A 21435-nucleotide genomic window follows, 5' to 3' on the forward strand; every position below is an offset into this window, starting at 1 on the left:
CCACCTTCTCCCACAAGGGGAGAAGGAGAAGGCGCTAGCCTTTGAACTCCTTCGCCAGCAAATACAGCTCCACCGATTCATCGCGCGAGGCCGGCGGCTTCACGTGATGGACGGAGCGGAAATTCTGCTTCAGCAATGACAAAAGCTCGTTCTCGGCGCCGCCCTGAAACGCCTTGGCGAGGAAATGCCCGCCGGGCTTCAGGACGTGCAGCGCGAAATCGGCCGCGACCTCGCACAGATGCATGGTGCGCAGATGGTCGGTGCGGCGGTGACCGGTCGTGGGTGCGGCCATATCGGACAGCACCACGTCCGGCTGGGCACCGAGCGCCTCGGCAAGTTTTTGCGGCGCGTCGGGATCGAGGAAATCCATCTGCAGGATGACGGCGCCCGGAACCGCGGCCATTTCGAGATAGTCGATGCCGACGACATGTGGGTTTTCCGCCGTCGACTTCGTCCGCGCGGCCGCCACCTGGCACCAGCCGCCGGGCGCAGCGCCGAGGTCGATGATCTTCATGCCGGGCTTCAGCAGATGATGCTTGTCGTCGATCTCGATCAGCTTGTAGGCGGCGCGCGAGCGGTAGCCGTCGGCCTTGGAGCGCTGCACATAAGGATCGTTCATGTGGCGCTCGAGCCAGCGGCGCGAGGATTCCTTCAAGCCGCTCTTCTTCTTGATCCTGGTCTTGAGGACTCGAATGCCGGCGGAACCCGGCTTGTCCGGTTTTCTAGCCATCAACGGCCTCGCCCGCCATCGCGCCAGACACCGTCATCAGCCATCAGCTCGCTCAAAATTCCCTCGCGCAGGCCGCGGTCGGCGACGCGCAAGCGTTCGGACGGCCAGACGCCGCGGATCGCTTCCAGGATGGCGCAGCCGGCGAGCACGAGGTCGGCGCGGTCGGCGCCGATGCAGGGATTGGCACAGCGCTGCTGGAAATCCCAGCCGATCAGCCGCTCGATCATGCGGTCGACGCTGTCGCGGTCCATCCACAGGCCGTCGACGCGGCGGCGGTCGTAGCGATCGAGATCGAGATGCACGCCGGCCAGCGTCGTCACCGTGCCGGAGGTACCGAGCAGGTGGAAGTTGGGACTTGCCAGCACATGTGCCAGCCGGTCGCGGCCGTCGAAGACCTTCAACCGCGCGGCCACGTCGTCGACCATGGCGGCAAAGGTCTCGCGCGTGACCGTGCGGCCGCCGAAGCGCTCGGCGAGCGACACCACGCCGACGGGCAGCGAGGTCCAGGAGACAATATGGTTGGCGAGCCGCGGAGAGCGCCGTCCGGTCAGGTCGATCAGCGCGATTTCCGACGAGCCGCCGCCGATGTCGAACAGCACCACGCCTTGCGTGTCGCGCTCGACCAGCGAGCCGCAACCGGAAACGGCAAGGCGGGCCTCGGTCTGGCGGTCGATGATCTCGAGCTTCAGTCCGGCCTCGCGCTCCACCCGATCTAGGAACTCGACGCCGTTTGCGGCCGAACGGCAGGCTTCGGTGGCGATCAGCCTGGCTTTCCTGATCTTGCGGTTGCGCAGCTTCTCGCCACAGATCTTCAGCGCCTCGACCGCGCGGTCCATCGCGGCCTGGCTTAGCCGGCCGCTGGCGGTCAGGCCCTCGCCCAGCCTGACGATGCGCGAGAAAGCGTCGATGACGCGGAACTGGCCGTGACGGCCAGGCACCGCGACCAGCAGCCGGCAATTGTTGGTGCCGAGGTCGAGTGCGGCGAAGACAGGCAATTCCTGTTGCGGCGGACGCTGCGGGGTCGCCAGCCTTGGCTCAACCGGCGAAAGCCCGCTCGGAGGCTGCCTTGCCGCCATGGCGGCAGGCGCGGCATGCGGCACAGCGACGTTCTCGTCGCGCGCGAACACCTTGCGGCCGCGCTTGCGCTTGCGTCGCTTGCGCGTCTTGCCTTTCTGCTGATCGCCATGCTGGTCGGCCTGGCTTAGGCCAATCTGTCGCTGGCCGGCATGTCTTTGGTGCGCGCCCGCGTGGCGGCTGAATCGCGCCGTGTGCGGGCCCGCCGATTGCGTCGGCGATGCCCCGGACATGCCCACTGCCGACGCGCCCGCGCCGGTATCGTGGTCTTCCACTTTAGTTCCTTCCGGCGCCGCGCGAACCGGGAGCGGACGCAGCAGGCACCTCGATTTGTTTCAAGTTGGCAACAGAGTAGCAGCGCAGTTCACAATCACCAAGAGCGCGAGGCCGAATTTCGCTAACGTCGCATTTTGCCGGATCACGTTGGGACAATGTCTTGCCGGTTGAATAGCCGGCTTCAATCAGGCATGTCTGAAATGAAGGTTCGAAGGGTTGGGCAACATCAAAATCAATGAGTTGCAACGCATGATGACGACGCCATGAATTGGAGGCGCTATTTCTGGCCGGTCATAGGCATCGCGGCCGTGGCGTTCTCGCTGTGGCTGCTCATCCACGAACTGCGCGGCGTTTCGCTCGACGACGTCTGGGCCGGCATTGCCGCCATCCCGCCGCGCGACTGGGTGCTCACGGCACTGAGCGCGGTCGTCGCCTATGCCTCGCTCGCCGGCTACGACCACATCGCGCTGCTGCATATCGGCAAGAAAGTATCGTGGCTGTTCGTCACGCTGTGCTCCTTCACCACTTACGCGGTGTCGCACAATATCGGCGGCTCGGTGTTTTCCGGCGCGGTCATCCGTTACCGCGCCTACGGCACGCGAGGGCTGACCGGCCAGGAGGTCGGCGTGCTGGTGGCGATCTGCTGGTTCACCTTCATCCTGTCCAGCGTTTTTCTCGGCGGCCTCGTGTTGTTGCTGGAACCGCAGATCATCGATCGTTTCACGGGCGCGCCGCATCACGGCGCCGCATTCGCCGCAGGGCTCGCCATGCTCATCCTTGCCGGCGCCTACGCCTTCGGCAGTTGGCTGCGGCTGAGACCGCTGAAGATAGGCAGCTTCCAGCTGCACTATCCGGCGCTGCCGATCGTGGCGCGGCAATTGCTGATCGGGCCGGTCGAACTGCTGGGGGCCGCCGCGATCATCTATTTTGCCCTGCCCGAGATCGGCAATCCGGGCTATTTCGTGGTGCTCGGGGTGTTCATGGTGTCGTTCTCGATCGGCCTCCTGTCGCACGCGCCTGGCGCGCTCGGCGTGTTCGAATTCGTCTTCCTCACCGGGCTTTCGGACATGGATCCGGTCCGCGTGCTCGCCGCGCTTCTGGTGTTCCGCCTGTTCTATCTCATCATTCCGCTGCTGATCGGCCTTGGCGTGGTGCTCTATTTCGAGCATTCCCAATACAGCAAAGGCGAGAGCTGAGCCTTCGGCGCCTGGCGGCAGAGCCAATGCATGTCGCCCAAAGCGTGGAACGGCTTTGGCAGAACGACATGCATCGGACAAGGCTCAAAAAGCCTGCGTTGATCTCAGCTGCGGGCTTGACTATTTTCCGATGGCGGCTACAAGGCAGCGCTCGCGGCACATGAGCCGCCCGCATCGCGCGATACCAGACGCGCCTGCTGGGGAATAGGTTAACGGTAGACCCACGGACTCTGACTCCGTTAGTCCTGGTTCGAATCCAGGTTCCCCAGCCACTCTTATTTTTCGCAATAAAATCAGAGGTTTAGCTCTTTTTAGAGGCGGCTAAGTGATACATTGCTGGGCACCTCTAGGCCCACCCTGTGGAAATCGCTTCCCCCATTGGATGGCCTTGTCGCGGGCCTCATTGTCCGCCTCGTTGATTTCCTTCAGTCGCTCAATGAGCGCGTGAAAGCGGTCGTTCGGAATGAAGGTGTCGGGTTTGGCTATCATCACGCCGCCTCTTGTAGGGAAACGTCCTCGCGGCAGATTGCTGTAGATTTTGGACAAGGATGGGTTCAGCTATTAACCTAAGCGGGATACGCTATTCGCATATCACAAGCGCTGCCCCTGAAATTTGGAGTGCGAAAGATGACCGATCTTGTAGGTCCGAAAGGATTGCTCACCAGCATTGTCGGACTCGGCGCTTTTGTTCCTGTATTATTATTTATAATTATTATTTGCTATATCGTCATTAAGGACCTTCCGACTATGGATCGGCAAGGTCGATATCTGTCACACTTTATATTTAGTCGGAAGAGAGAATGGAAAATTCTGCTTTCTCTCTGGTTTTTAGGCGCGGGTATGATGCTTGCCACAGCCATAATGTCAAAGTTGTAGTTTCTCTGCTATCGGCTTCTTGAGTTCAAAAAATTTCCGGGCCTGCTCTGCCTACGCACCTCGTCTGCCACGACGCCGCGCATGGACCGCTCAAGCTGCTTCTGCATCTGCTTAGCGAGGTCGGCGTTCTGCTTCGGGTGCCGGCGCTGCCATTGACGGTGATCGGCGCATTGATCTGGATCGGCTGCGCAACCGGCGTGTTCTGGTTCGCCGTCATGTGAGCGCGGCGCACGCCCGGCGCGCTGCCGACATAGCCGCCACCGTCGAAGTCCGCGAGCGCGCCACGGTGAAGGGCCTCAAGGTTGCCGACGCCGATCCGGTCGGTTGTCCGCTTTGACATGACATATTCGCCCTTATGGACCATGCCCGCCGGCTCATACTTCCCCGCGCGAAGAGCGGGCATCACAATGGCCGTTCTGCATGGCCGGAAGTCCTGCCGAGGTGGTTGACCGTGGGGGTCTGTGACCTAGCTTAGGGTTCAGAATGGACCGTCCGGACTCCCCAAAAAGCGGATTGGAACGCACCGTGGGAGAACTTTTGGGATATTGACGATGGAGAGGTGCGAGTCGGCTTTTCGGAACATTGACGGCGGGCGACAACCGGCGGCCACGGTATCTTCGAGCTTCGGTTCGAGCGCACATCTTCTGCGCCGGCATCTTCTGCCGGCGCTTGACCGCGCTCCGCAACGCAACAAATACATTCGCACGGCACTGCAGGGCCCGAAGCAGTGACAGCTTTCGAGAGCAGCAGCAGCTTTAGCCGGCATCGGGGAGAAGACCCAAACACCGCTTCGCGAACTTAAGTTGCACCCAACACCACATGGGCACGACGATGCCAAATCATCTTGCCGAAATTTACACAAATAACACAGATCTCGCCATCCAGGGCGGGATTGCGATACTCGTACTGGCGGGCGTCTTTCTTGTGCTCCGGCATGCGCTTGTCGCAGTGCTGCGGAGTCGCCCGAAACCAAATGCCTACCTGAAGGAATGCAAGCCTGTTCCTCTCGAGGAGGTTCCTTGGGTCTGGGAACGCCCGGTCGACCTTGCAACCGGACCTGGTTCTTCTCAGGCTGTCGTGTCCTCGGATGCGGATGCCCGGCCTCAGGATGCAAACTACCGTCAGTTCGGGGTGCGAATCGAGCATTTCGAGATGATCTCCGAAGCTTATGAGAGTTCGCCAGGCGACCTGCCCTTCGCTTCCCCGACAAACATCGCTACGGCCTCACCTCCCCGTGTTCGCTGGCCTATCGGTCTTGTATCAGGCCTGGGCATCGCCACGATCTGCCTGGCCGTGTCGCTTGGCTATACGATGACGAGACAGAATTGGGTCGAAAGCGCACCCGCCATTTCGCGGGCCCAGAATCCCTCCCAGCCCGATCTTTCGCGATCCTTCCCGGGTCCGGCGAGTGCTGCATTGGATATGGAGGGACCAGCCCAGGGCGACGGGCGTACGAATGCCGAATCGCCTGGCCCGGATCTCGCGGCTGCCAAGGCTGAAGTCGAGGCTGCTCGTGCTCAGGCATCCGCTGCGAGGGATCTGGCCGGCCAGGAGCACCGAACTGTGGAAGAAGAGCGCGCCAGAAGCGCCTCTCTGCAGAGTGCGCTCTTGGAATCGCGCAAGCAGATCGACGCGCTGAGGACAAGCGTGGCAGCAGCCGACAACGCATACGGGGAGCGTTTGCGCAACGAACTCGCGGCAGCCCGCACATATGACGCATTGCAGCGCCTTGCGGGAGACGCTCGCAGGCTGCTGGGCGAGAGCATCAACTATGTCGTTACGCAGATGCCGGCTGCTCATCTGGAGCGTCAGCGAACTGAATTGATGGCGCGCGACCTATCCCAAGCGCGGGCGCAAATTTCACAGCTTCAGGCCACGGCCGCCGAGGACCGCGCCAGCGCCAAGGCCTCGCTTGCGCAAGTGAACGGAGTACTTGACGACGAGCGCCGGAAGTCGAAGGACCTTCGTGGCGACCTCGCCGCAATGGAACTGTCCAAGGCCGCGATCGCGGATAAGGCTGAGCGGGAACGAACCGGTGCAGCCACAGCGAGAGGACGGGTGGAGCAGACCGCAGCCGAGACGGCGCAGGCTCTGACACGGGCACACGCTTCCGCAGCATCGACCCGTGAGGACCTCGATAAAGCCCGCCTCGAGCGCGACGCGGCGGAACAGGAACGAGCCAAGGCTGCCTCAGCAAAAGAGCGTGCGGAGCAGACCGCAGCCGAGACGGCGCAGGCTCTGACACGAGCACGCGCTACCGCAGCATCGATCCATGAGGACCTCGATAAAGCCCGCCTCGAGCGTGACGCGGCTGAACAGGAACGAGCCAGGGCTGTGTCAGCAAGAGAGCGTGCGGAGCAGACTGCAGCCGAAGCGACGCAGGCTCTGACACGAGAACGCGCTTCAGCAGTCTCGGCCCAAGAGGATCTCGACAAGGCCCGCCTCGAGCGCGACGCGTCCCGAACACTTTTGGGACAGGCCGCCCTCAGATTGAAAGAGGCTCTGGACGAGCAACGTGAGGCCACCGTTGCTCTGGCCCGCGACTTGGCCGCCGCGCGCGCGGACAATGACAAGCTCAGGGCTGAGCGCCGCAGCGCGCAAATTGAGCCGCCGCTGCAGCCTCGCTCTGGCCGCGCATCGGCCGGCACCGGTCAGATGAATGCTGTCAGCCAGAAGACGACTACGCGCAGCAAGCTTCGCAACTCCTCGCGCGTGATCCGCGTGCGTACTATCGCGCTTCCCTTTGCCCTCCGACCAATACACCCGACGTCGGATTGAATTCAAAACGATTGCGACGACGGTGAAGGCTCCAGTCATTGGCCTGCACCATTCGCAACACACGGAGGCCCGGAAAAGGGGATGAATTTTCGCAAGGAGTTCCGCGCTCTGCGCTATGTCAGACCGATCACGCTGCCTTTCGCGTTCAATTCGCACCCGACCGGCGCCTGACGCGTCTCCACCCGTCCCTGATGCATATAGTCGATGCTGACCTGAATGGGGGCCGAGATCTTGCGTTTGCTCAACCGACGTATGGAACCTGCGCTGCTGACGCGCACACTGGCCGCACCAAACTTGGCGGCGGCCTGCTCGATTGCGTCCTGACAGGCGCGAACGACCTTATCCGGGACACCGGGCAGCGCTTCGATCGGGTGGACCGCTGATAGAACAGTGTTGTCTTCGAGAGGCTGCAGGGCGGGCGGGAGGCCGAGCGAACGTCCGCCGTCTGTGGACAGGTCGACAATGGCAGCTGGAGTTGACGGTATTGAGGCCGTTGGAGTGGTGCTGATCCCGTCATCGTTCGACGGCGGACTGCCGCTGTTGCCGACGGGATCGCCGGGATCAGCGGGATCGCCGGGATCGCCGGCAGGTCCTTTGCCCTTGCCTTTGCCGCCGTTGTCATGGCTGCCCTGACCTCCATCATCACCCTGATGGCCGCCACCATGATGCCCTCCGCCGTGCGGGCCGGCGGCTGCAGTTCCAGCGCAAGCTACCGCGATCGAGCAAGCGAATGCAAAACAAGCCAAGCTGAATCCAAGGGATTGACGCACGGTAGTCTCCAAATGTGCCCAGCCGTCCTTGCGCGGCATGCGGTCAGAACGTCTAAACCGCCGCTGCCCCAAGGCAAAAACTGGCGAATACGGTGCCCACCGAGTTAACTAGTGGATGAATCCGCTGCATCAAGGATGCTGTGGGGGACGATCGATAGCGGCAACACAGCAATTTTTCCCAAGACCCAGAAACCACAACGCCGCAAGTTACTGCGGCGATGTTCCAGCTCCCTGCTCGCCTTGGAGAAAGTGATGACGACCACAATGTCCCCGTTTCTCACCGCCCTCACCTGCGATGGCCCTTCCGCCGATTGGGCGAAAGACATGGACCTGTACGCTTGGCTGATCGGCAGCTGGGACATGGACACGGTCCAGCATCTCGACGATGGCGCTATCCGCAAATCGGATGGCGAATGCCATTTCGGCTGGGTGCTCGAAGGCCGCGCCATCCAGGACCTCTGGATCAGGCCGAGGCGCCCTGCCCCGTCGACCATGTACGGCACCACCTTGCGCGTCTTCGATCCCGGCATCGACGGCTGGCACATCCTCTGGAGCGATCCGCTCAACCAGAATTACTCACGCCAGATCGGGCGGGCCGAGGGCAACGACATCGTCCAGATCGGCCATGACTCGCGCGGCCTGCAAGCGCGTTGGCGATTCACCGAGATCACGGCCGACAGCTTCCATTGGATCGGCGAGGAAAGAGCTGCCGAAAGCGATCCCTGGCGGGTGACCTATGAGCATTTTGCACGGCGGATGAATTCCTGAGGCGGCGCAGGCATTGATCGCGCCCCCCGGGGAATTGCGGGGACTTCCATGGCATCTGAACGCTACTGGAACTCGCTCAGCGGCAAGCTGATGTCATTGCACAGATTGCTGCACAGGCTTTGAAGGGAGGCGCGGTCTATCCCGATCTGACGGGCACGCGCGAATGCCTCCTTCGCCTCTTTGGTCTTGTTGGCTTTCAGGTAGTCGGACGATTTGACCAGCCAGGCGGTCGTCACCAGCGAACGGCTCCAGCCGGATGGATAAAGCGAATACGCTTTCTCTCCGTATTTGATGGCGCCGTCGATGTCGCGAAAGCGGAACAGCCTTAACCCCGCATAGGTGGCATTGGCCGGGCCGGAGGTCGCATTCACTTCCAGGTCGCGCAGGTAGATCCTATCGGCGACATTGCGGTCGCCTCCCCAGTCATAGGCGAGCGCCAGCAGGGTGTCCTCGGGAAGATTGCGCCCCTGGTAGAGCTTCATCACGTCGACATATCTGCCCTGTGCAAACAGCAGCTGCGCTTCGTGATAGCCGATCGACGTGGCGTCGTAGCCTTTGAGGCCGGCTTCATCGAGAAGCCTCGTCATGGCCGCGACGTCGCCGAGACTGAGGGCCAGATCAAATCGGGTACCCCATATTTTCTCCGCAAGTTGCGGATCATTGCCGATCTTGTCGAGGATCACGATCGCGGCTGCGGCGTAGTCCGGCCGGTATTGAGGCCTGACGCCATCATTGTAGATATAGCCGATGGTCAGATCGAGGCGCGCGATTTCGTACCAGAGAGCATTCGACAAGGCTTGCTTGGCTTGAAGTCGTTTGGTGATCTCCGTCAGAGCATCCAGCAGACCCGGCTGGTAGCTGTAGCCGGACAGGCAACCGTCGATGACCTCGGCGAGCTTGTCCATGTCCGGTTCAAGCGCCAGTATCTGGTCGGCCAAGGCAATCGCGGCATCGTGGCCGGTTACACCTTGCAGGTTGGTGATCGCTAGGATTGCGCCGACCATCGCCCTGGTGTTTCCGGCTGTCTTGGGTAGCGCCGTCTTGGCCCATGCCAGCGCATCCTGGCGTCGATCCAACCGCTCGAGCATCAGGGACCAGGTCATGTCGACCCAGGGGTTCGCGGCATCCAGCGCAAGTGCCTTATCGAGCTGCTTGCGCGCGCCGGCCGGATAGCCGGAATAAATATATGTCCGCGCTCCGTAAACGTAAGCCGGCGGATAGGAAGGGTCGAGACGTTCCAGCTCCTCGAAGACGATGAAGAAGGATTTGCTCGACAAGGCTACCCCCATGCGGCTGGCAATCCTCATCCACTCCGCTCGGGTGGCCTCGACGCGGGCGGGAACGAAATCCGGGTGCGCATCCACGAATACCTTGAGGTCAGCCTTGATCTTGTCGGCCTTGTCGGCAGTCCAGCCATCGACCGTGCCGACCAGCTGTGCGAACTTTTGCCGGTCCGGCTCGCCGAGCTTATCCAGCCATGGCTGCGCTGCCCAGGCGACACCCAACTGGGCGCCCAACATCAGAGCGGATGCCAGAAAAGACGCAACCCACGTTTTGGCTGTCAAGAGACGCATGTCGTTCCCACCCGCTTAATGCGGCAAGAATGCACCGCGCGCCGTTAACATCGGCGCAAACTGATTGTTCGAGTTTTACTGAATTCTTCGCGGCGGTTATTCTTTTAACGCAACAACAGGAACTATAGCACTTTCTAATATGCAGAAGCGTGTGCTGACTTGATTACAGGCTTAGGTATTGAAGGGATGTTCCGTCGCTCTTCAAACATGCTCGATACCCTAGAACGGCTAGGTCATTTCACGAAGCTTTTGAAAGAACGGCATTCTCGAATTGCGACGGCTGGTGAACCTCGCTCGGGGCACGGACCGCTCCGACATTATGGCCATTTGCCCGATGTCGTTCCAGAGGCGGGGCGCGGATAAATCGCACGTCGACACGCTCGCGACGAGCTCGGGAGGTGCCGAGAAGCGCGGCTACGGCGCGTTGCCTGCGGCTCGCGCGGTGACGATTGCCATGCGCAGGTCGACGGTCGGGCTTCCGAGCGATCGAGATCTCAGATCCCGCCCCAGATGTTCGAGGACAGGTGCTTGGTTGTCGGCATCACCGGCCAGCAAGTATCCAGCTGATTGTCGGACGGCATGCCGTTCCGCATCCGCGTTGGGTTGCGGGCATCCTGCGCATATTTCAAGGCCGCGCCCATGCGGTTCAATGTCTTCAGGATCGACATGAAGTTTATCCTCAATTCGCCATGGCTGTAACGGGGGAATCCCGCCGCCCTCATGATTGCGCCTTAGATGACCGACGATCGTTTCCGCCGCGTTGCACGCAAGCGCAAGGTTCGTAACGAGAAGGACAGGCTTTGAAACATTTGTATGCAAACGAACCGCCATGGCTTGCGAGGCGTCTGGCCGGCTCGGCTACTGCCGTTGCCGTTTCGAAACAGATTTACGTTCAAGCGCCATCAAACCGAAACCAAACTGCAGGAAAACCGCCATCGACCGGATCGACCGGAATTTAAACAGAGGAAAAATCAAAATGTCCAAGATTGTTCGCAATGCAATTCTCGCCATTGTTGCTGTCGCCGGCTTTGCTGGTTCGGCTTATGCTCAGCAGGCGACCCTCAATTCGTGCAGCAACCATGACGATTACTATGCCATGTGTCTGGGCGCGAACAACGGCGGCCACCATGATAGCCGCGGAAGCGATCGTCGTTAATCGACTATCCGCTGAAAAAAGCTCCGCAGGCATCTCGCCGGCGGGGCTTTTTCGCGCTTCACCACACCCTACCGGAAGACCTATGCCCTCGGGTTGCCAGGTCAATTGCTCGAAATTCGGAAAGAGCGGCATTTTCAAATTGCGACGTTGGTGAACCACGCTGGCAACCACGCCCAGCTTGTACGCCGGCAGGCCATCCCACAATGAACCACGGCGAGTCGGCGGCCGTTAGTGTAGCCGCCGCATTTAATTAGCATTAACTAATTATAGACCGCGCTGTTCTATTCTGACACAGCGCGGTCTACTGCCACACAATGACCGTGCAGGCGGCTCTGGCCAAACGCACCCCCCACCCAGCTGGAGCCGCCACCCTCACCATACTCGGCCCGGTTGAATTAATCCTTACCAAATATCCTTTCTGGTGTGTTTCGCGGAAAGGTAGCCTTGCAACCAAATGCTCGGTCGGTCGAGCACGAGCTTGGCCCTGAGCGCAGTTCCGTTGCCAGGAATCACTCTCGTTACAACGCGGTAGTCTGGCGGTCGCAGGCCTGAAACATTGCTACTTTAACGTGCTGTCGGTAGATGCATAGGGAGCGTGTGGCAAAATGTCGATTCCTCAAAACCTGAATGAGACAGATCTCAGATTCGAATGTCCAAGATGCCGGCATCCGATTATCCGGAAAGGCTCCTGGTTCAAGTCCGTGGCTACATTCAAATGCGGGGGCTGCCAAACGTCGATACGGCTTGGATATCCGGCAAAGCTCCGATTGTTCGAAAAACACAGGCAGTCAGCCAGCCCTAATCGCATCAGCCAAGCCTAATACGTGTCATCTCATCCCGACCAGGCGACGTCTCCGTTGGATCAGTCTTTGATATAGTGGCCGTCCCTGGTCGACTTGTTTTCAAACATTAATAACCCGGTTGAACCGCGCCTTTTTACTTCAGCGCCGACGATCACTGGCTACAGCGCCCTACTTCGCCGCCGCATACCCCGCGATGCCCTTGGTCTCGAGGAAATCCTCAAGACCGTATTCGGCATATTCGCGGCCGTTGCCGGACTGTTTGTAGCCGCCGAAGGGCAGGCCCGCGTCCCAGGCAGGGTAGTTGATGTAGACAGTGCCCGAGCGCATGCGGGCGGCCGCCTGGCGCGCCCTCTCGATGTCCTTGGCCTGGATATAGGAGGCAAGGCCGAAGACGGTGTCGTTGGCCTGCTCGATCGCCTGCTCGACTGTGTCGTAGGGCATGATCGACAGCACCGGCCCAAAGATTTCTTCCTTGGCGATGCGCATGTCGTGCGTCACGTTGGCGAAGACCGTCGGGCGGACATAGTAGCCGCGGTTGAGCTCGGCCGGGCGGCCGGGACCGCCGGCGACCAGCGTGGCGCCTTCGTCGATGCCGCTTTGGATCAGGTCCTGGATCTTGTCGAACTGCAGTTGGCTCACCACCGGACCGAGCTTCGACGCGGGCGCGTCGGCCGGGCCGACGGTGAATTTCTCCGTCGCCTTCTTCGCATAGCCGGCGGCCTCGTCATGGCGGTCACGCGGCACGAACATGCGAGTCGGCGCGTTGCAGGACTGGCCGCTGTTGCCGAAGCAGCCGGCGACGCCCTTGGTGACGGCCCGCTCCAGATCAACATCGGGGAACAGGATGTTGGCCGACTTGCCGCCGAGTTCCTGATGCACGCGCTTGACCGTGTCGGCCGCCGCCTTGGCAACCAGGATGCCGGCGCGGGTCGAGCCGGTGAAGGACATCATGTCGACATCCGGGTGGCTGGCCAGCGCCTGGCCGACGCCCGGGCCGTCGCCGTTGACGAGGTTGAAGACGCCTTTCGGCACGCCGGCCTCGTCGATGATCTCGGCGAAGATGATAGCGTCGAGCGGCGCGATCTCGGACGGCTTCAGCACCATGGTGCAGCCGGCGGCAAGCGCGGGACCGACCTTGCAGGTGATCTGGTTCAGCGGCCAGTTCCACGGCGTGATCAAGCCGACGACGCCGATCGGCTCCTTGACGATGAGCGAGGAGCCCTTGATGTGGCGGAACTGGAAGGTCCTCAGCACCTCGGCCATCTTCTCCAGATGCGCCTGGCCGACGCCGACCTGGCTGTCCAGCGCCATCTGGCGCGGCGCGCCCATCTCGCGCGAGACGGCGAGCGCAAGGTCCTTGCTGCGCTTCTTATAGATTTCGATGACGCGGTTGAGGATGTCGAGCCGTTCCTCGACCGAAGTGAAGCCGAAAGTGGCGAAGGCGCGCTTGGCCGCCGCCACCGCCTTGTCGACATCGGCCTTGGAGCCGAGCGAAATCTGCGCGAACGCGTCCTCGTTGGAGGGGTCGATGACATCGAGTGTGTTCGGCACAACAGGATCGACCCAGGCGCCGTCGATATAGAACTGCAGATTGTGTGACATGGTTTCTCCTCGGCCAGCCGTGGGTGCTCGATTGTGGTGGATTGTCGTCGTATACCGCCAGAGATAACGGGGCGGCATATGCCCTGTCAAACGCAAGCGCTTGTTGAGCCCACTGGTCGGCGATGATCGTTCGTTAAAGGCGATCATTATAACTCAAATAATTCGTTGGAAAGATTGGTTCTAGAATGGCATTTCGGCGACGAGCGCGCCTGGAGAATTCGATTGTCATTCCTACCCGTCACCGCGAATGATCTTCCAATTGACCTGAACCCGGTCAACGCCGAGCGCAAGCGCCCTGCCCTGACCTCTATCTCAGCCGGCGTGGTACCGGGACTGGTCCTGGTGGCGATGATCGCCAGCGTCGCCTATTCGGCGCGCGGTTTGTCCGGCCTCACCTTGTTGAGCCCGATGATCCTGGCCGTGGTGGCCGGCATGATCTATTCCAACGTGCTCGGCCTGCCCGCCCATGCCAAGGCCGGCATCGCCTTTTCGCAAAAGCGCCTGCTGCGCTTCGCCATCGTGCTGCTCGGCTTCCAGCTCACGTTCGGCCAGGTGGCGGGCATCGGCCTCGGTGGGGTCGGCATTGTCGCGGCCACGCTCGGTGCCACCTTCCTCTTCACCGTCGCGCTCGGCAAGCTGATCGGCGTCGAGGCCAAGCTGGCGCAGCTGATCGCCGCCGGCACCTCGATTTGCGGGGCTTCGGCAATCGTCGCCACCAACATTGTCACCGACGCGCGCGACGAGGACGTGACCTACGCGGTTGCCGCGATCACGCTGTTCGGCACCGTCGCCATGCTCGGCTTTCCGCTGCTGGCGCCGGTCTTCGGGCTCGACCAGCACGCCTTCGGTCTGTGGGCCGGAGCCTCGATCCATGAGGTGGCGCAGGTGATCGGCGCCGGCTTCCAGAACGGCACGCTTGCCGGCGAGACGGCGACCGTCGCCAAGCTGACGCGTGTCGCGATGCTGGCGCCGATGGTGATCGCGCTCGGCCTGATGGCGCGCCGCGGCAGCTCAGATACTTCCGGCGCCAGGCCGCCGCTACCCTGGTTCGTCGTCGCCTTCGTCGCGGTGGTGGCGCTGAACAGCCTGATCGCGATCCCGGTTCAGGTTCATGCCGCGATCGCCCTGGCCGCGCAGGTGATGCTGACCATGGGGCTCGCCGCCATGGGCCTTCAGGCCGATATTTCCCAGCTGCGCTCGCGCGGTCTTCGACCGCTGATGCTGGCCTTCTCGGCGTTCATCTTCGTCGCGGGCTTCAGCCTGATGCTGGTGAGGTTCGCCTGAGGTTCAGGCTAGGCCGCCTAGTCGTCATCATCCTCGAACTCGCACGCCGCGACATAGATCGCGGCGAGCTTCTCGATGCCTGCCTGGTCTTCCTTGTCGAAGCGCCCGGGTATCGGGCTGTCGAGGTCGAGCACCCCGAACGCGCCTTCGGCATCGCGCAGAAGCACGACCAGCTCCGAGCGCGAATCGGCATCGCAGGCGATGTGGCCGGGAAATTCGTTGACGTCCTTGACCAGCATCGACATGTCGAGCTCGACGGCCTTGCCGCAGACGCCCTTGCCGACGGCGATGCGAACGCAGGCGGGCTTGCCCTGGAAGGGCCCGAGCACCAGCTCGGCGTCGGAGGCGAGGAAATAGAAGCCGGCCCAGTTGAGGTCGGGCACCATCTGATAGATCAGCGCCGCGGTGTTGGCGGCGTTGGCAACGGAATCGCCCTCGCCTTCGAGCAGCGCTTTCAATTGCGTGGCCAACTCCTTGTAGAAGGCCGGCTTGTCCTTGGTGTCGATGGCGGTTGCCGCAAACATTCGAGTCGTCTCCGTTGCAAGCCGAGTGATTTGGCCTACTGGTTGCTATGCATCATCATCAGTTCCTGAACGGTTTTGATCGGCAGGAACAGTCGCAATTCGTTGGACGGCAATGCGGTGAAGCCATGATCGACATAGAGCTTCATCCTGCGCGCTATCTTGGCCGGATCGCCGCAATCCAGTACATCCAGCATGACAACGGCAATTCCGATCTGCTCAGCAACCCTCGCTATGCGCGCCAGCGCGTCAAGCAGAAGATCGCCGCCATATCCATTGCCTGCGAATCGCAGGTCAACACCCATCATAGACAGATAGGCCGCGGGGATGCTCCCATGTGCTGGCCGGGTTCTCGCATATTTGTGTGGCAACTCGCTGTAATCCACCGAGTGTGAATTGATGGCGTAAAAGCCGATCAGGTCTTCGGCTGGACTGAGCATGACAAAGACACGAAGATTGTCGGCTTTGGACAGTTTGTTGGCTGTCCTTTTGAAGAAATTGTCGACCTGATCCACGCCACAGAAAAAAGCCGTTCGATCATGCTTTTCAGGATCGAACGACTCTATGGTGTTGGCGAGTTCAGGCTGCCTCGTCACTTGGAAATGACGGTTTTGGCATAGCGGGCAAACGACGCCCGCAGTCGATCTGTCGGTTGCGGGGGGTTGTCGATAGCGGCAAAGAAGGCAGCATGATCGACAGGCCGCAGAGCGGTGCGCTCATGGGCTTCTATCGTTTCCATGGCGGCCTTGTAGGCGGCGTTCATTGTGAAAACCGAGTCATCGACACCGGCAAGAGCCGCGGCCTGCTGAATGGCTTTCTTGATGCGCGGTTTTGTGCGGAAGTTCATCCGCTCGCTGCTGCGCTCCTCGATCTCTCGAATTTCATCATGGAAATTTTCCATGTTCTTGCTCCTTCGCACATCTATGTACGTCGCATCGGCGTACAGGTCAAGAAAGCTGCACAAGTGCGAGTTGCGGCGGTTGCCGCAGGCATTCTTGGTCGTTTCTCCGTTGCAAGAGCGCTGACGCGCCCGATAAAGTCCCTCCCCTCTGCCACCAGCCGCCGGGAAACAGCCCATCGTGACCTCCAGCCATTCCAAGACAGCGAGGGCCAGGACGATCCGGATCGCCGCCGCTGTTATCCGCGACGACGGCGGCAGGCTGTTTCTGGTGCGCAAGCGCGGCACGACCGCCTTCATGCAGGCCGGCGGCAAGATCGGGCCGGGTGAATTGCCCACCGCCGCCCTTGCGCTCGAATTGCGCGAGGAGCTGGGCGTTGCCGTCGATCCGGCCGCGGCCTTCCATCTCGGCTCTTTCTTGGCGCCCGCCGCCAATGAGCCGGATGCCAGCGTCGAGGCCGAGCTGTTCGAACTCTCCATCACCGGCGAGCCGGTCCCGGCGGCCGAAATCGAGGAGATGATCTGGCTGAACCCGGAGCTGGCAAGCGGCATGGATCTCGCGCCGCTCACCGCCGATATCGTGCTGCCGCGCTACGGCCGCCAGCCATGAGCGGGCGCAGCCAGGCAAAGCAGGCGGCGGGCGAAGCGCCCCTTACCTTCGCGGTGCTGGTTTTTCCCGGCTTTCCGATGATGGCATTTTCATCCGTCATCGAGCCCTTACGCGCCGTCAACATTCTTGCCAAGCGCGACTGCTATCGATGGGTGATCGTCGGCGCCGATGCGGGTAGCGTGGAGGCATCGAACGGCGTCGTCATTCAGCCCGGCTTCTCGGCCGCCGACGCGCCGAAGGTCGACCGCATCGTGGTGTGTTCCGGTGGCGACGCCGATCATGTCGTGGCCGATGAGGCGATGAGCTGGATCCGCAAAAGCCTGCGCGGCGGCGCGCATATCGGCGCTGTCGCCGACGCCGCATTCTTCCTCGCCCGCGCCGGCCTGCTCGACGGCCATGCCTGCACCTTGCACTGGACCAGCCAGGCAGCCTTCACCGAGGCTTTTCCGGATATCGAGCTTCGGCGCGATCTCTTCGTCATCGACCGCAAGCGTTTCACCTCGGCCGGCGGCGTCGGCAGCCTAGACATGATGCTGGAGATCATCACGCGCGATTATGGCGCCGAGCTTGCGGCTGGTGTCGCCGAATGGTTCGTGCACTCGCCATTGCGGTCGAGCGTCGACCGCAAGCTGATGCCACTCAGGCTACGCACCGGCGTCCAGAACGAGCTGGTTCTGTCGGCCATCGCCATTATGGAGGATGCGGTCGAGGAAAGGCTCGGCATGGCGGAACTGGCCGAACGGCTCGGCGTCTCGCCCGACAAGCTCGAGCGCAGTTTCCGCGCCGAGCTGGATATCTCGCCCAATGGATATTACCGGCGGCTGCGACTTAAGCGGGCTGCCGATCTGCTGGCACATTCGACGCTGATGGTGCGCGATGTGGCGCTGGCCTGCGGCTTTGCGTCGATGTCGAGCTTTGCAAGGGCGTTTCGCGAGGAGCACGGGCACGCGCCGAAAGTGATGCGGCGGCATTAGTGTGTTTGTGCGCGCTGACCCGATGAATCGCTGGCGGGGCGGATCACGGCGTTGCCCGTTAGCCTGCGGCGTCCGGCACGACATCTGCGGGAATCCGCACACACTTCGTGTGACGTATAGACCATGTTCTCCGCAACAGGAGGCCTCCCATGAGCATCGTCGTATTCGACCCCGACAGCACCGAGGATGTGGACTTCAAGGACCGCATGCGCCATCCCGTCGCGGCCGATCCGGCCGGCGGCATGTGGCTTTCAGACACCGAGCCGTCCTTCATCGACGCTGACGCGCTGCGCAAGGGGCGGCTGGCCAAGCTGCGCGCCTGGATGCGCGGGGCTGGCTATGGCGGCGTCGTTCTGTTCGATCCATACAACCAGCGCTACGCCACCGGCTCGCGCAACATGTTCGGCTATTTCCTGCGCAACTCGACCCGCTATTTCTTCGTGCCCACCGAAGGGCCGATCGTGCTGTTCGAATATCCGCAGAGCTACCATGTCTCGATGGTGCTCGACACGATCGACGAGGCGCGGCCGTCCAAGCTCGTCTGGTCGTCGGTGTCGGGCCGCGACGACGAGACCGCCGGGCCGTTCGCCGACGAGATCGCCGAGCTCCTGAAGAAGCATGGCGGCGGCTCGATGAAGCTCGGCCTCGACCGCTGCAGCCATCTGCAGGCGCTGGCGCTCGAAAAGCGCGGCTGCGAGGTGAAGGACTGCCAGGGCGAGATACTGGCGGTGCGCGCGGTCAAGACGCCGGAGGAAGTCAAATGCCTGCTGGCCTCGATGGCGGGCGCCGAGGCCGCGGTGGCGGCGGTGCGCGAGGCGATCAAGCCCGGCGTTTCCGAGAACGAGCTCTTCGCCATCATGTATGGCGAGGTGATCCGGCAAGGCGGCGAGTTCATCGAGACCCGGCTGCTCACCTCGGGACAGCGCACCAATCCGTGGTTCAACGAGGCGAGCGGGCGCAAAATCAGGCCGGGCGAGTTGCTGGCGCTCGATACCGACACGATCGGCTGCTACGGCTACTATTCCGACTTCTCGCGCACCTTCCGCTGCGGCCCGGGCAAGCCGACGCCCTATCAGAAATCGCTCTACCGCATGGCGCATGACCAGGTGCAGCACAACATCTCGATCGTGAAGCCCGGCATGGCGTTCCGCGAGATCGCCGAGAAGGCGTGGAAGATCCCGGACCGCTTCGTCGACCAGCGCTACACCTCTGTGATGCACGGCGTCGGCATGCATGGCGAAACACCTTTCATCGCGCACGCGATGGACTACGAGACCTATGGCCGCGACGGCATCATCGTGCCCGGCATGGTGGTGAGCGTGGAAAGCTATATCGGCGAGAAAGGCGGCCGCGAGGGCGTCAAGCTGGAGGACGAGGTCCTGATCACCGAGACCGGCACCGAACTGCTCTCGCGCTTCCCGTATGAGGACGAGTTTCTGGAATGAGCGAAGTGATGCCGGCGTCCACTGCTATCTGCGGTGCGATATCGCAAAGCTTAGAGAATATCCGTTGCGTACCTGCCGTCGTCATTCTAGGGCGGAGCAAGGAGCGGAGCGACGCGGCGCAGACCCTAGAATCCATGCCGTTACGACGAAGCGTTGCAACGGTGCAGAATTCTGTTAGTCCGCACTCTTCCGATGAACCTAACGGCATGGATTCCAGGGTCTTCGCGACGCCGCTTCGCGGCTGCTTCGCCCTGGAATGACGAAGTTGATAGGCTGCGGCACATTCCGATGCCCCACGGCACCCCTCGAGAGCATACGCATGAAAGCACCCATTTCCATCCGACGCGGCACGGTGGCCGCGGTGTTCATCGATCTCCAGGAGGAGCATCGCAGGGACAAACGCTATCTGGTCGAGGGTTTTGCCGATATCCTCGCCAATGTGCAGCGCCTGCAGGAGGCGGCGCGGCGCAACTTCGTGCCGCTCCACCACTGGGCCTATATCGTCGATCTCGCCGCGGCGCGGCCGTTCCACCCAGTCGATGACAGCGGCAAGTCGGCCTTTTCCGACAAGGACGATCCGCTGACGGCGATCTGCCGCGAGGTGGCTCCGCAAAATGGCGAAGCCATGCTGGTCAAGCAGGAAGCCAGCGCCTTCGCCAAGAACGATTTTGGCGACAAGCTCAAGACCTCGGGCATCGAATGGCTGGTGATTGCGGGCGTGTGGACCGAGGCCTGCATCGACGCGACGGTGAAGGACGCGGTAGCGCGCGGGTTTCGCGTGCTTTTGGTCAAGGATGCCTGCGGCAGCGCCAGTGCCGCCATGCACCAGACCGGCATCCTCAACCTCGCCAACCGCCTCTATGGCGGCGCCGTCACCAACACGCTCGATGCCTGCCGGCTGTTGGCGGGAGACACCGTGAAGGTGTGGCAGGTCGAAGGCTCGGTGCCGCTGCGCTTCACCTTCGAGAACGCGGCGCGGCTCTACGCCGAGCTCTGACGGCGATGACGAGTGAGCCAGCCATTCCGGTAAGGCGCAGCAGATATGCCGACCGGCTCGATGTGGAACTCTGGAAGTATATCGACGAGGTCAACAGCTGGTACCCGCCGGAGATCGTCGCTGCGCCGATCGCGAAGCAGCGCGCGGTCTACAATCGGATGTGCGCAGCTTTTCATCAGGCTCGTCCAGAAGGCGTGACGACCAGCGACGGCCTCGTCGCGACGGCGACGCATCCGATCCCGGTGCGGCACTATCGCATGGCGGGCAACGCGGCGGCGACCGTCGTCTATTACCATGGCGGCGGTTTTGTGCTTGGCGACCTCGATAGCCATGACGACGTCTGCGCCGAAATCTGCGCCGGCACCGGTTTCGAGGTGGTCTCGGCCGACTACCGGCTGGCGCCGGAGCATCTGCACCCCGCCTCCTACGACGATGCGTTGGCAGTGTTCGAGTGGGTCGCCGCGACGAGCACACTGCCGATCGTGCTTTGCGGCGAAAGCGCCGGCGGCAATCTCGCCGCTGCGGTGGCGCAGGCAACGCGGCGCCATGAACGGCAGGCTGTTGGCCAGATGTTGATCTATCCGGGGCTAAGCAGCGACGAGACCGGGCGCTCTTATGTCGAGCATGCCGAAGCGCCGCTGCTCAGCGTAAGCGACATCGAGTTCTACCGTCGCATCCGGTCCGCGCCTGGACAGTCACAGGACGATCCAACCTTCTCGCCGATTCGAGACCACGATTTCTCCGGCCTGCCGCCGACGATCATCGTCACCGCCGAATGCGACCCGCTATCGTCCGACGGCGAGACCTATCGCGACCGCATCCTCGCCGCCGGCGGCCACGCCTGGTGGCGCGAGGAGCCGCGGCTGGTGCACAGCTTTCTGCGGGCAAGGATGACGGTGCCGCGCGCGGCGGAGGCGTTTCGGAGGATTGTTGCGGACATCAGTGCGCTTGGGCGGGGCAAGTGGCCGTATTGAGGCCGCTCCCCCTCACCCAGCCTCCGCTTCGCTCGGCCGACCTCTCCCCGAGGGGCTAGCGTGCGCACACATTTGCTTCGTGCTGTGGTCAAGCGTGAAGAGACGCGGTCGGGAAATGGCTTGAAGCGT

21 protein-coding genes and 1 tRNA gene are annotated in these 21435 nt (G+C 62.0%); 11 read left to right on the forward strand and 11 right to left on the reverse strand.

Annotation, left to right across the window (positions count from 1 at the left end; genetic code table 11):
• Positions 1–34: 34 nt before the first annotated feature.
• Positions 35–730: an RlmE family RNA methyltransferase gene (locus FJ980_RS22475; RefSeq protein WP_140545949.1), complete on the reverse strand. Its 696-nt coding sequence runs from the start codon at positions 728–730 to the stop codon at positions 35–37.
• Positions 730–2079 (reverse strand): Ppx/GppA phosphatase family protein, encoded by a 1350-nt coding sequence (locus FJ980_RS22480; protein WP_140545950.1) that lies wholly within the window; start codon positions 2077–2079, stop codon positions 730–732. Before FJ980_RS22480 ends, FJ980_RS22475 begins: the two co-directional genes overlap by 1 nt.
• A gap of 264 nt (positions 2080–2343) precedes the next feature.
• Between FJ980_RS22480 and FJ980_RS22485 the strand changes: the two genes are divergently transcribed.
• The 3 genes from FJ980_RS22485 (at position 2344) to FJ980_RS22495 (ending at position 4152) form a co-directional block, all read left to right on the forward strand.
• Entirely contained in the window at positions 2344–3276 is a 933-nt protein-coding gene (locus tag FJ980_RS22485; protein ID WP_140545951.1) for a YbhN family protein, read from the forward strand.
• Between the two features lie 198 nt (positions 3277–3474).
• Positions 3475–3548: transfer RNA gene (locus FJ980_RS22490), tRNA-Gln, on the forward strand.
• Positions 3549–3903: 355 nt separating this feature from the next.
• Positions 3904–4152 carry a hypothetical protein gene (locus FJ980_RS22495; RefSeq protein WP_140545952.1) on the forward strand — a complete coding sequence of 83 codons (249 nt, stop codon included), beginning with the start codon at positions 3904–3906 and terminating at the stop codon, positions 4150–4152.
• 25 nt (positions 4153–4177) lie between these two features.
• Here FJ980_RS22495 and FJ980_RS22500 read toward each other — a convergent pair whose 3' ends face one another.
• Positions 4178–4516, reverse strand: a complete 339-nt coding sequence (locus tag FJ980_RS22500; protein WP_140545953.1) for a hypothetical protein — start codon at positions 4514–4516, stop codon at positions 4178–4180.
• 455 nt (positions 4517–4971) lie between these two features.
• On the opposite strand from FJ980_RS22500, the gene FJ980_RS35475 reads away from it, so the two are divergent.
• Complete coding sequence (locus tag FJ980_RS35475) at positions 4972–6930, forward strand: hypothetical protein (RefSeq protein ID WP_246676512.1); 1959 nt, start codon at positions 4972–4974, stop codon at positions 6928–6930.
• Between the two features lie 113 nt (positions 6931–7043).
• Here FJ980_RS35475 and FJ980_RS22510 read toward each other — a convergent pair whose 3' ends face one another.
• On the reverse strand, positions 7044–7700 hold the full coding sequence (locus FJ980_RS22510) for a hypothetical protein (RefSeq protein WP_181181288.1): 657 nt from the start codon (positions 7698–7700) through the stop codon (positions 7044–7046).
• A 324-nt stretch (positions 7701–8024) separates the two neighbouring features.
• Here FJ980_RS22510 and FJ980_RS22515 point away from each other — a divergent pair, with 324 nt between their 5' ends.
• Positions 8025–8468, forward strand: a complete 444-nt coding sequence (locus tag FJ980_RS22515) for a hypothetical protein (protein WP_246673480.1) — start codon at positions 8025–8027, stop codon at positions 8466–8468.
• A 62-nt stretch (positions 8469–8530) separates the two neighbouring features.
• Here FJ980_RS22515 and FJ980_RS22520 read toward each other — a convergent pair whose 3' ends face one another.
• The 4 genes from FJ980_RS22520 to FJ980_RS22535 all read right to left on the reverse strand — a co-directional run bounded on the left by FJ980_RS22520 (position 8531) and on the right by FJ980_RS22535 (position 13603).
• Positions 8531–9988: a hypothetical protein gene (locus FJ980_RS22520; RefSeq protein WP_140545954.1), complete on the reverse strand. Its 1458-nt coding sequence runs from the start codon at positions 9986–9988 to the stop codon at positions 8531–8533.
• Between the two features lie 548 nt (positions 9989–10536).
• Positions 10537–10710 (reverse strand): hypothetical protein, encoded by a 174-nt coding sequence (locus FJ980_RS34770; protein WP_181175901.1) that lies wholly within the window; start codon positions 10708–10710, stop codon positions 10537–10539.
• 287 nt (positions 10711–10997) lie between these two features.
• Positions 10998–11369: a hypothetical protein gene (locus tag FJ980_RS22525; protein ID WP_140545955.1), complete on the reverse strand. Its 372-nt coding sequence runs from the start codon at positions 11367–11369 to the stop codon at positions 10998–11000.
• Between the two features lie 800 nt (positions 11370–12169).
• Entirely contained in the window at positions 12170–13603 is a 1434-nt protein-coding gene (locus FJ980_RS22535; RefSeq protein WP_140545957.1) for an aldehyde dehydrogenase family protein, read from the reverse strand.
• 264 nt (positions 13604–13867) lie between these two features.
• On the opposite strand from FJ980_RS22535, the gene FJ980_RS22540 reads away from it, so the two are divergent.
• On the forward strand, positions 13868–14887 hold the full coding sequence (locus FJ980_RS22540; protein WP_246676513.1) for a YeiH family protein: 1020 nt from the start codon (positions 13868–13870) through the stop codon (positions 14885–14887).
• 17 nt (positions 14888–14904) lie between these two features.
• Here FJ980_RS22540 and FJ980_RS22545 read toward each other — a convergent pair whose 3' ends face one another.
• The 3 genes from FJ980_RS22545 to FJ980_RS22555 are packed head-to-tail and all read right to left on the reverse strand — an operon-like array spanning position 14905 to position 16309.
• Positions 14905–15411, reverse strand: coding sequence for a GAF domain-containing protein (locus tag FJ980_RS22545; RefSeq protein WP_140545958.1), 507 nt, complete (start codon positions 15409–15411; stop codon positions 14905–14907).
• 35 nt (positions 15412–15446) lie between these two features.
• Positions 15447–16004, reverse strand: a complete 558-nt coding sequence (locus tag FJ980_RS22550; RefSeq protein WP_140545959.1) for a GNAT family N-acetyltransferase — start codon at positions 16002–16004, stop codon at positions 15447–15449.
• On the reverse strand, positions 16001–16309 hold the full coding sequence (locus tag FJ980_RS22555; protein ID WP_140545960.1) for a DUF1778 domain-containing protein: 309 nt from the start codon (positions 16307–16309) through the stop codon (positions 16001–16003). Before FJ980_RS22555 ends, FJ980_RS22550 begins: the two co-directional genes overlap by 4 nt.
• Before the next feature lie 178 nt (positions 16310–16487).
• Between FJ980_RS22555 and FJ980_RS22560 the strand changes: the two genes are divergently transcribed.
• The 5 genes from FJ980_RS22560 (at position 16488) to FJ980_RS22580 (ending at position 21306) form a co-directional block, all read left to right on the forward strand.
• Entirely contained in the window at positions 16488–16916 is a 429-nt protein-coding gene (locus FJ980_RS22560) for an NUDIX domain-containing protein (protein ID WP_140545961.1), read from the forward strand.
• A complete protein-coding gene (locus FJ980_RS22565; RefSeq protein ID WP_140545962.1) occupies positions 16913–17890 on the forward strand; it encodes a GlxA family transcriptional regulator in 978 nt (325 codons plus the stop codon). The genes FJ980_RS22560 and FJ980_RS22565 overlap by 4 nt, the downstream gene beginning before the upstream one ends.
• Before the next feature lie 149 nt (positions 17891–18039).
• Positions 18040–19335: a Xaa-Pro peptidase family protein gene (locus tag FJ980_RS22570; protein ID WP_140545963.1), complete on the forward strand. Its 1296-nt coding sequence runs from the start codon at positions 18040–18042 to the stop codon at positions 19333–19335.
• A gap of 319 nt (positions 19336–19654) precedes the next feature.
• Positions 19655–20332 (forward strand): isochorismatase family protein, encoded by a 678-nt coding sequence (locus tag FJ980_RS22575; RefSeq protein ID WP_140545964.1) that lies wholly within the window; start codon positions 19655–19657, stop codon positions 20330–20332.
• A 5-nt stretch (positions 20333–20337) separates the two neighbouring features.
• The gene (locus FJ980_RS22580) at positions 20338–21306 is read left to right on the forward strand and encodes an alpha/beta hydrolase (protein WP_140545965.1); all 969 of its coding nucleotides are present in this window, start codon (positions 20338–20340) and stop codon (positions 21304–21306) included.
• The last annotated feature ends 129 nt before the right edge of the window (positions 21307–21435 follow it).

The sequence above is a fragment of the Mesorhizobium sp. B1-1-5 genome (assembly GCF_006443065.1).
Classification (GTDB): domain Bacteria; phylum Pseudomonadota; class Alphaproteobacteria; order Rhizobiales; family Rhizobiaceae; genus Mesorhizobium.

Excerpts from the sequence above, each read along its gene's own strand:
- FJ980_RS22515 (WP_246673480.1), top strand. The coding sequence starts at position 8,025 with ATGGACCTGTACGCTTGGCTGATCGGCAGCTGGGACATGGACACGGTC.
- FJ980_RS22580 (WP_140545965.1), top strand. The coding sequence starts at position 20,338 with ATGACGAGTGAGCCAGCCATTCCGGTAAGGCGCAGCAGATATGCCGAC.
- FJ980_RS22535 (WP_140545957.1), bottom strand. The coding sequence starts at position 13,603 with ATGTCACACAATCTGCAGTTCTATATCGACGGCGCCTGGGTCGATCCT.
- FJ980_RS22500 (WP_140545953.1), bottom strand. The coding sequence starts at position 4,516 with ATGGTCCATAAGGGCGAATATGTCATGTCAAAGCGGACAACCGACCGG.
- FJ980_RS22565 (WP_140545962.1), top strand. The coding sequence starts at position 16,913 with ATGAGCGGGCGCAGCCAGGCAAAGCAGGCGGCGGGCGAAGCGCCCCTT.
- FJ980_RS22545 (WP_140545958.1), bottom strand. The coding sequence starts at position 15,411 with ATGTTTGCGGCAACCGCCATCGACACCAAGGACAAGCCGGCCTTCTAC.
- FJ980_RS22575 (WP_140545964.1), top strand. The coding sequence starts at position 19,655 with ATGAAAGCACCCATTTCCATCCGACGCGGCACGGTGGCCGCGGTGTTC.
- FJ980_RS22570 (WP_140545963.1), top strand. The coding sequence starts at position 18,040 with ATGAGCATCGTCGTATTCGACCCCGACAGCACCGAGGATGTGGACTTC.
- FJ980_RS22475 (WP_140545949.1), bottom strand. The coding sequence starts at position 730 with ATGGCTAGAAAACCGGACAAGCCGGGTTCCGCCGGCATTCGAGTCCTC.
- FJ980_RS22555 (WP_140545960.1), bottom strand. The coding sequence starts at position 16,309 with ATGGAAAATTTCCATGATGAAATTCGAGAGATCGAGGAGCGCAGCAGC.
- FJ980_RS22495 (WP_140545952.1), top strand. The coding sequence starts at position 3,904 with ATGACCGATCTTGTAGGTCCGAAAGGATTGCTCACCAGCATTGTCGGA.
- FJ980_RS35475 (WP_246676512.1), top strand. The coding sequence starts at position 4,972 with ATGGGCACGACGATGCCAAATCATCTTGCCGAAATTTACACAAATAAC.
- FJ980_RS22485 (WP_140545951.1), top strand. The coding sequence starts at position 2,344 with ATGAATTGGAGGCGCTATTTCTGGCCGGTCATAGGCATCGCGGCCGTG.
- FJ980_RS34770 (WP_181175901.1), bottom strand. The coding sequence starts at position 10,710 with ATGTCGATCCTGAAGACATTGAACCGCATGGGCGCGGCCTTGAAATAT.
- FJ980_RS22520 (WP_140545954.1), bottom strand. The coding sequence starts at position 9,988 with ATGTTGGGCGCCCAGTTGGGTGTCGCCTGGGCAGCGCAGCCATGGCTG.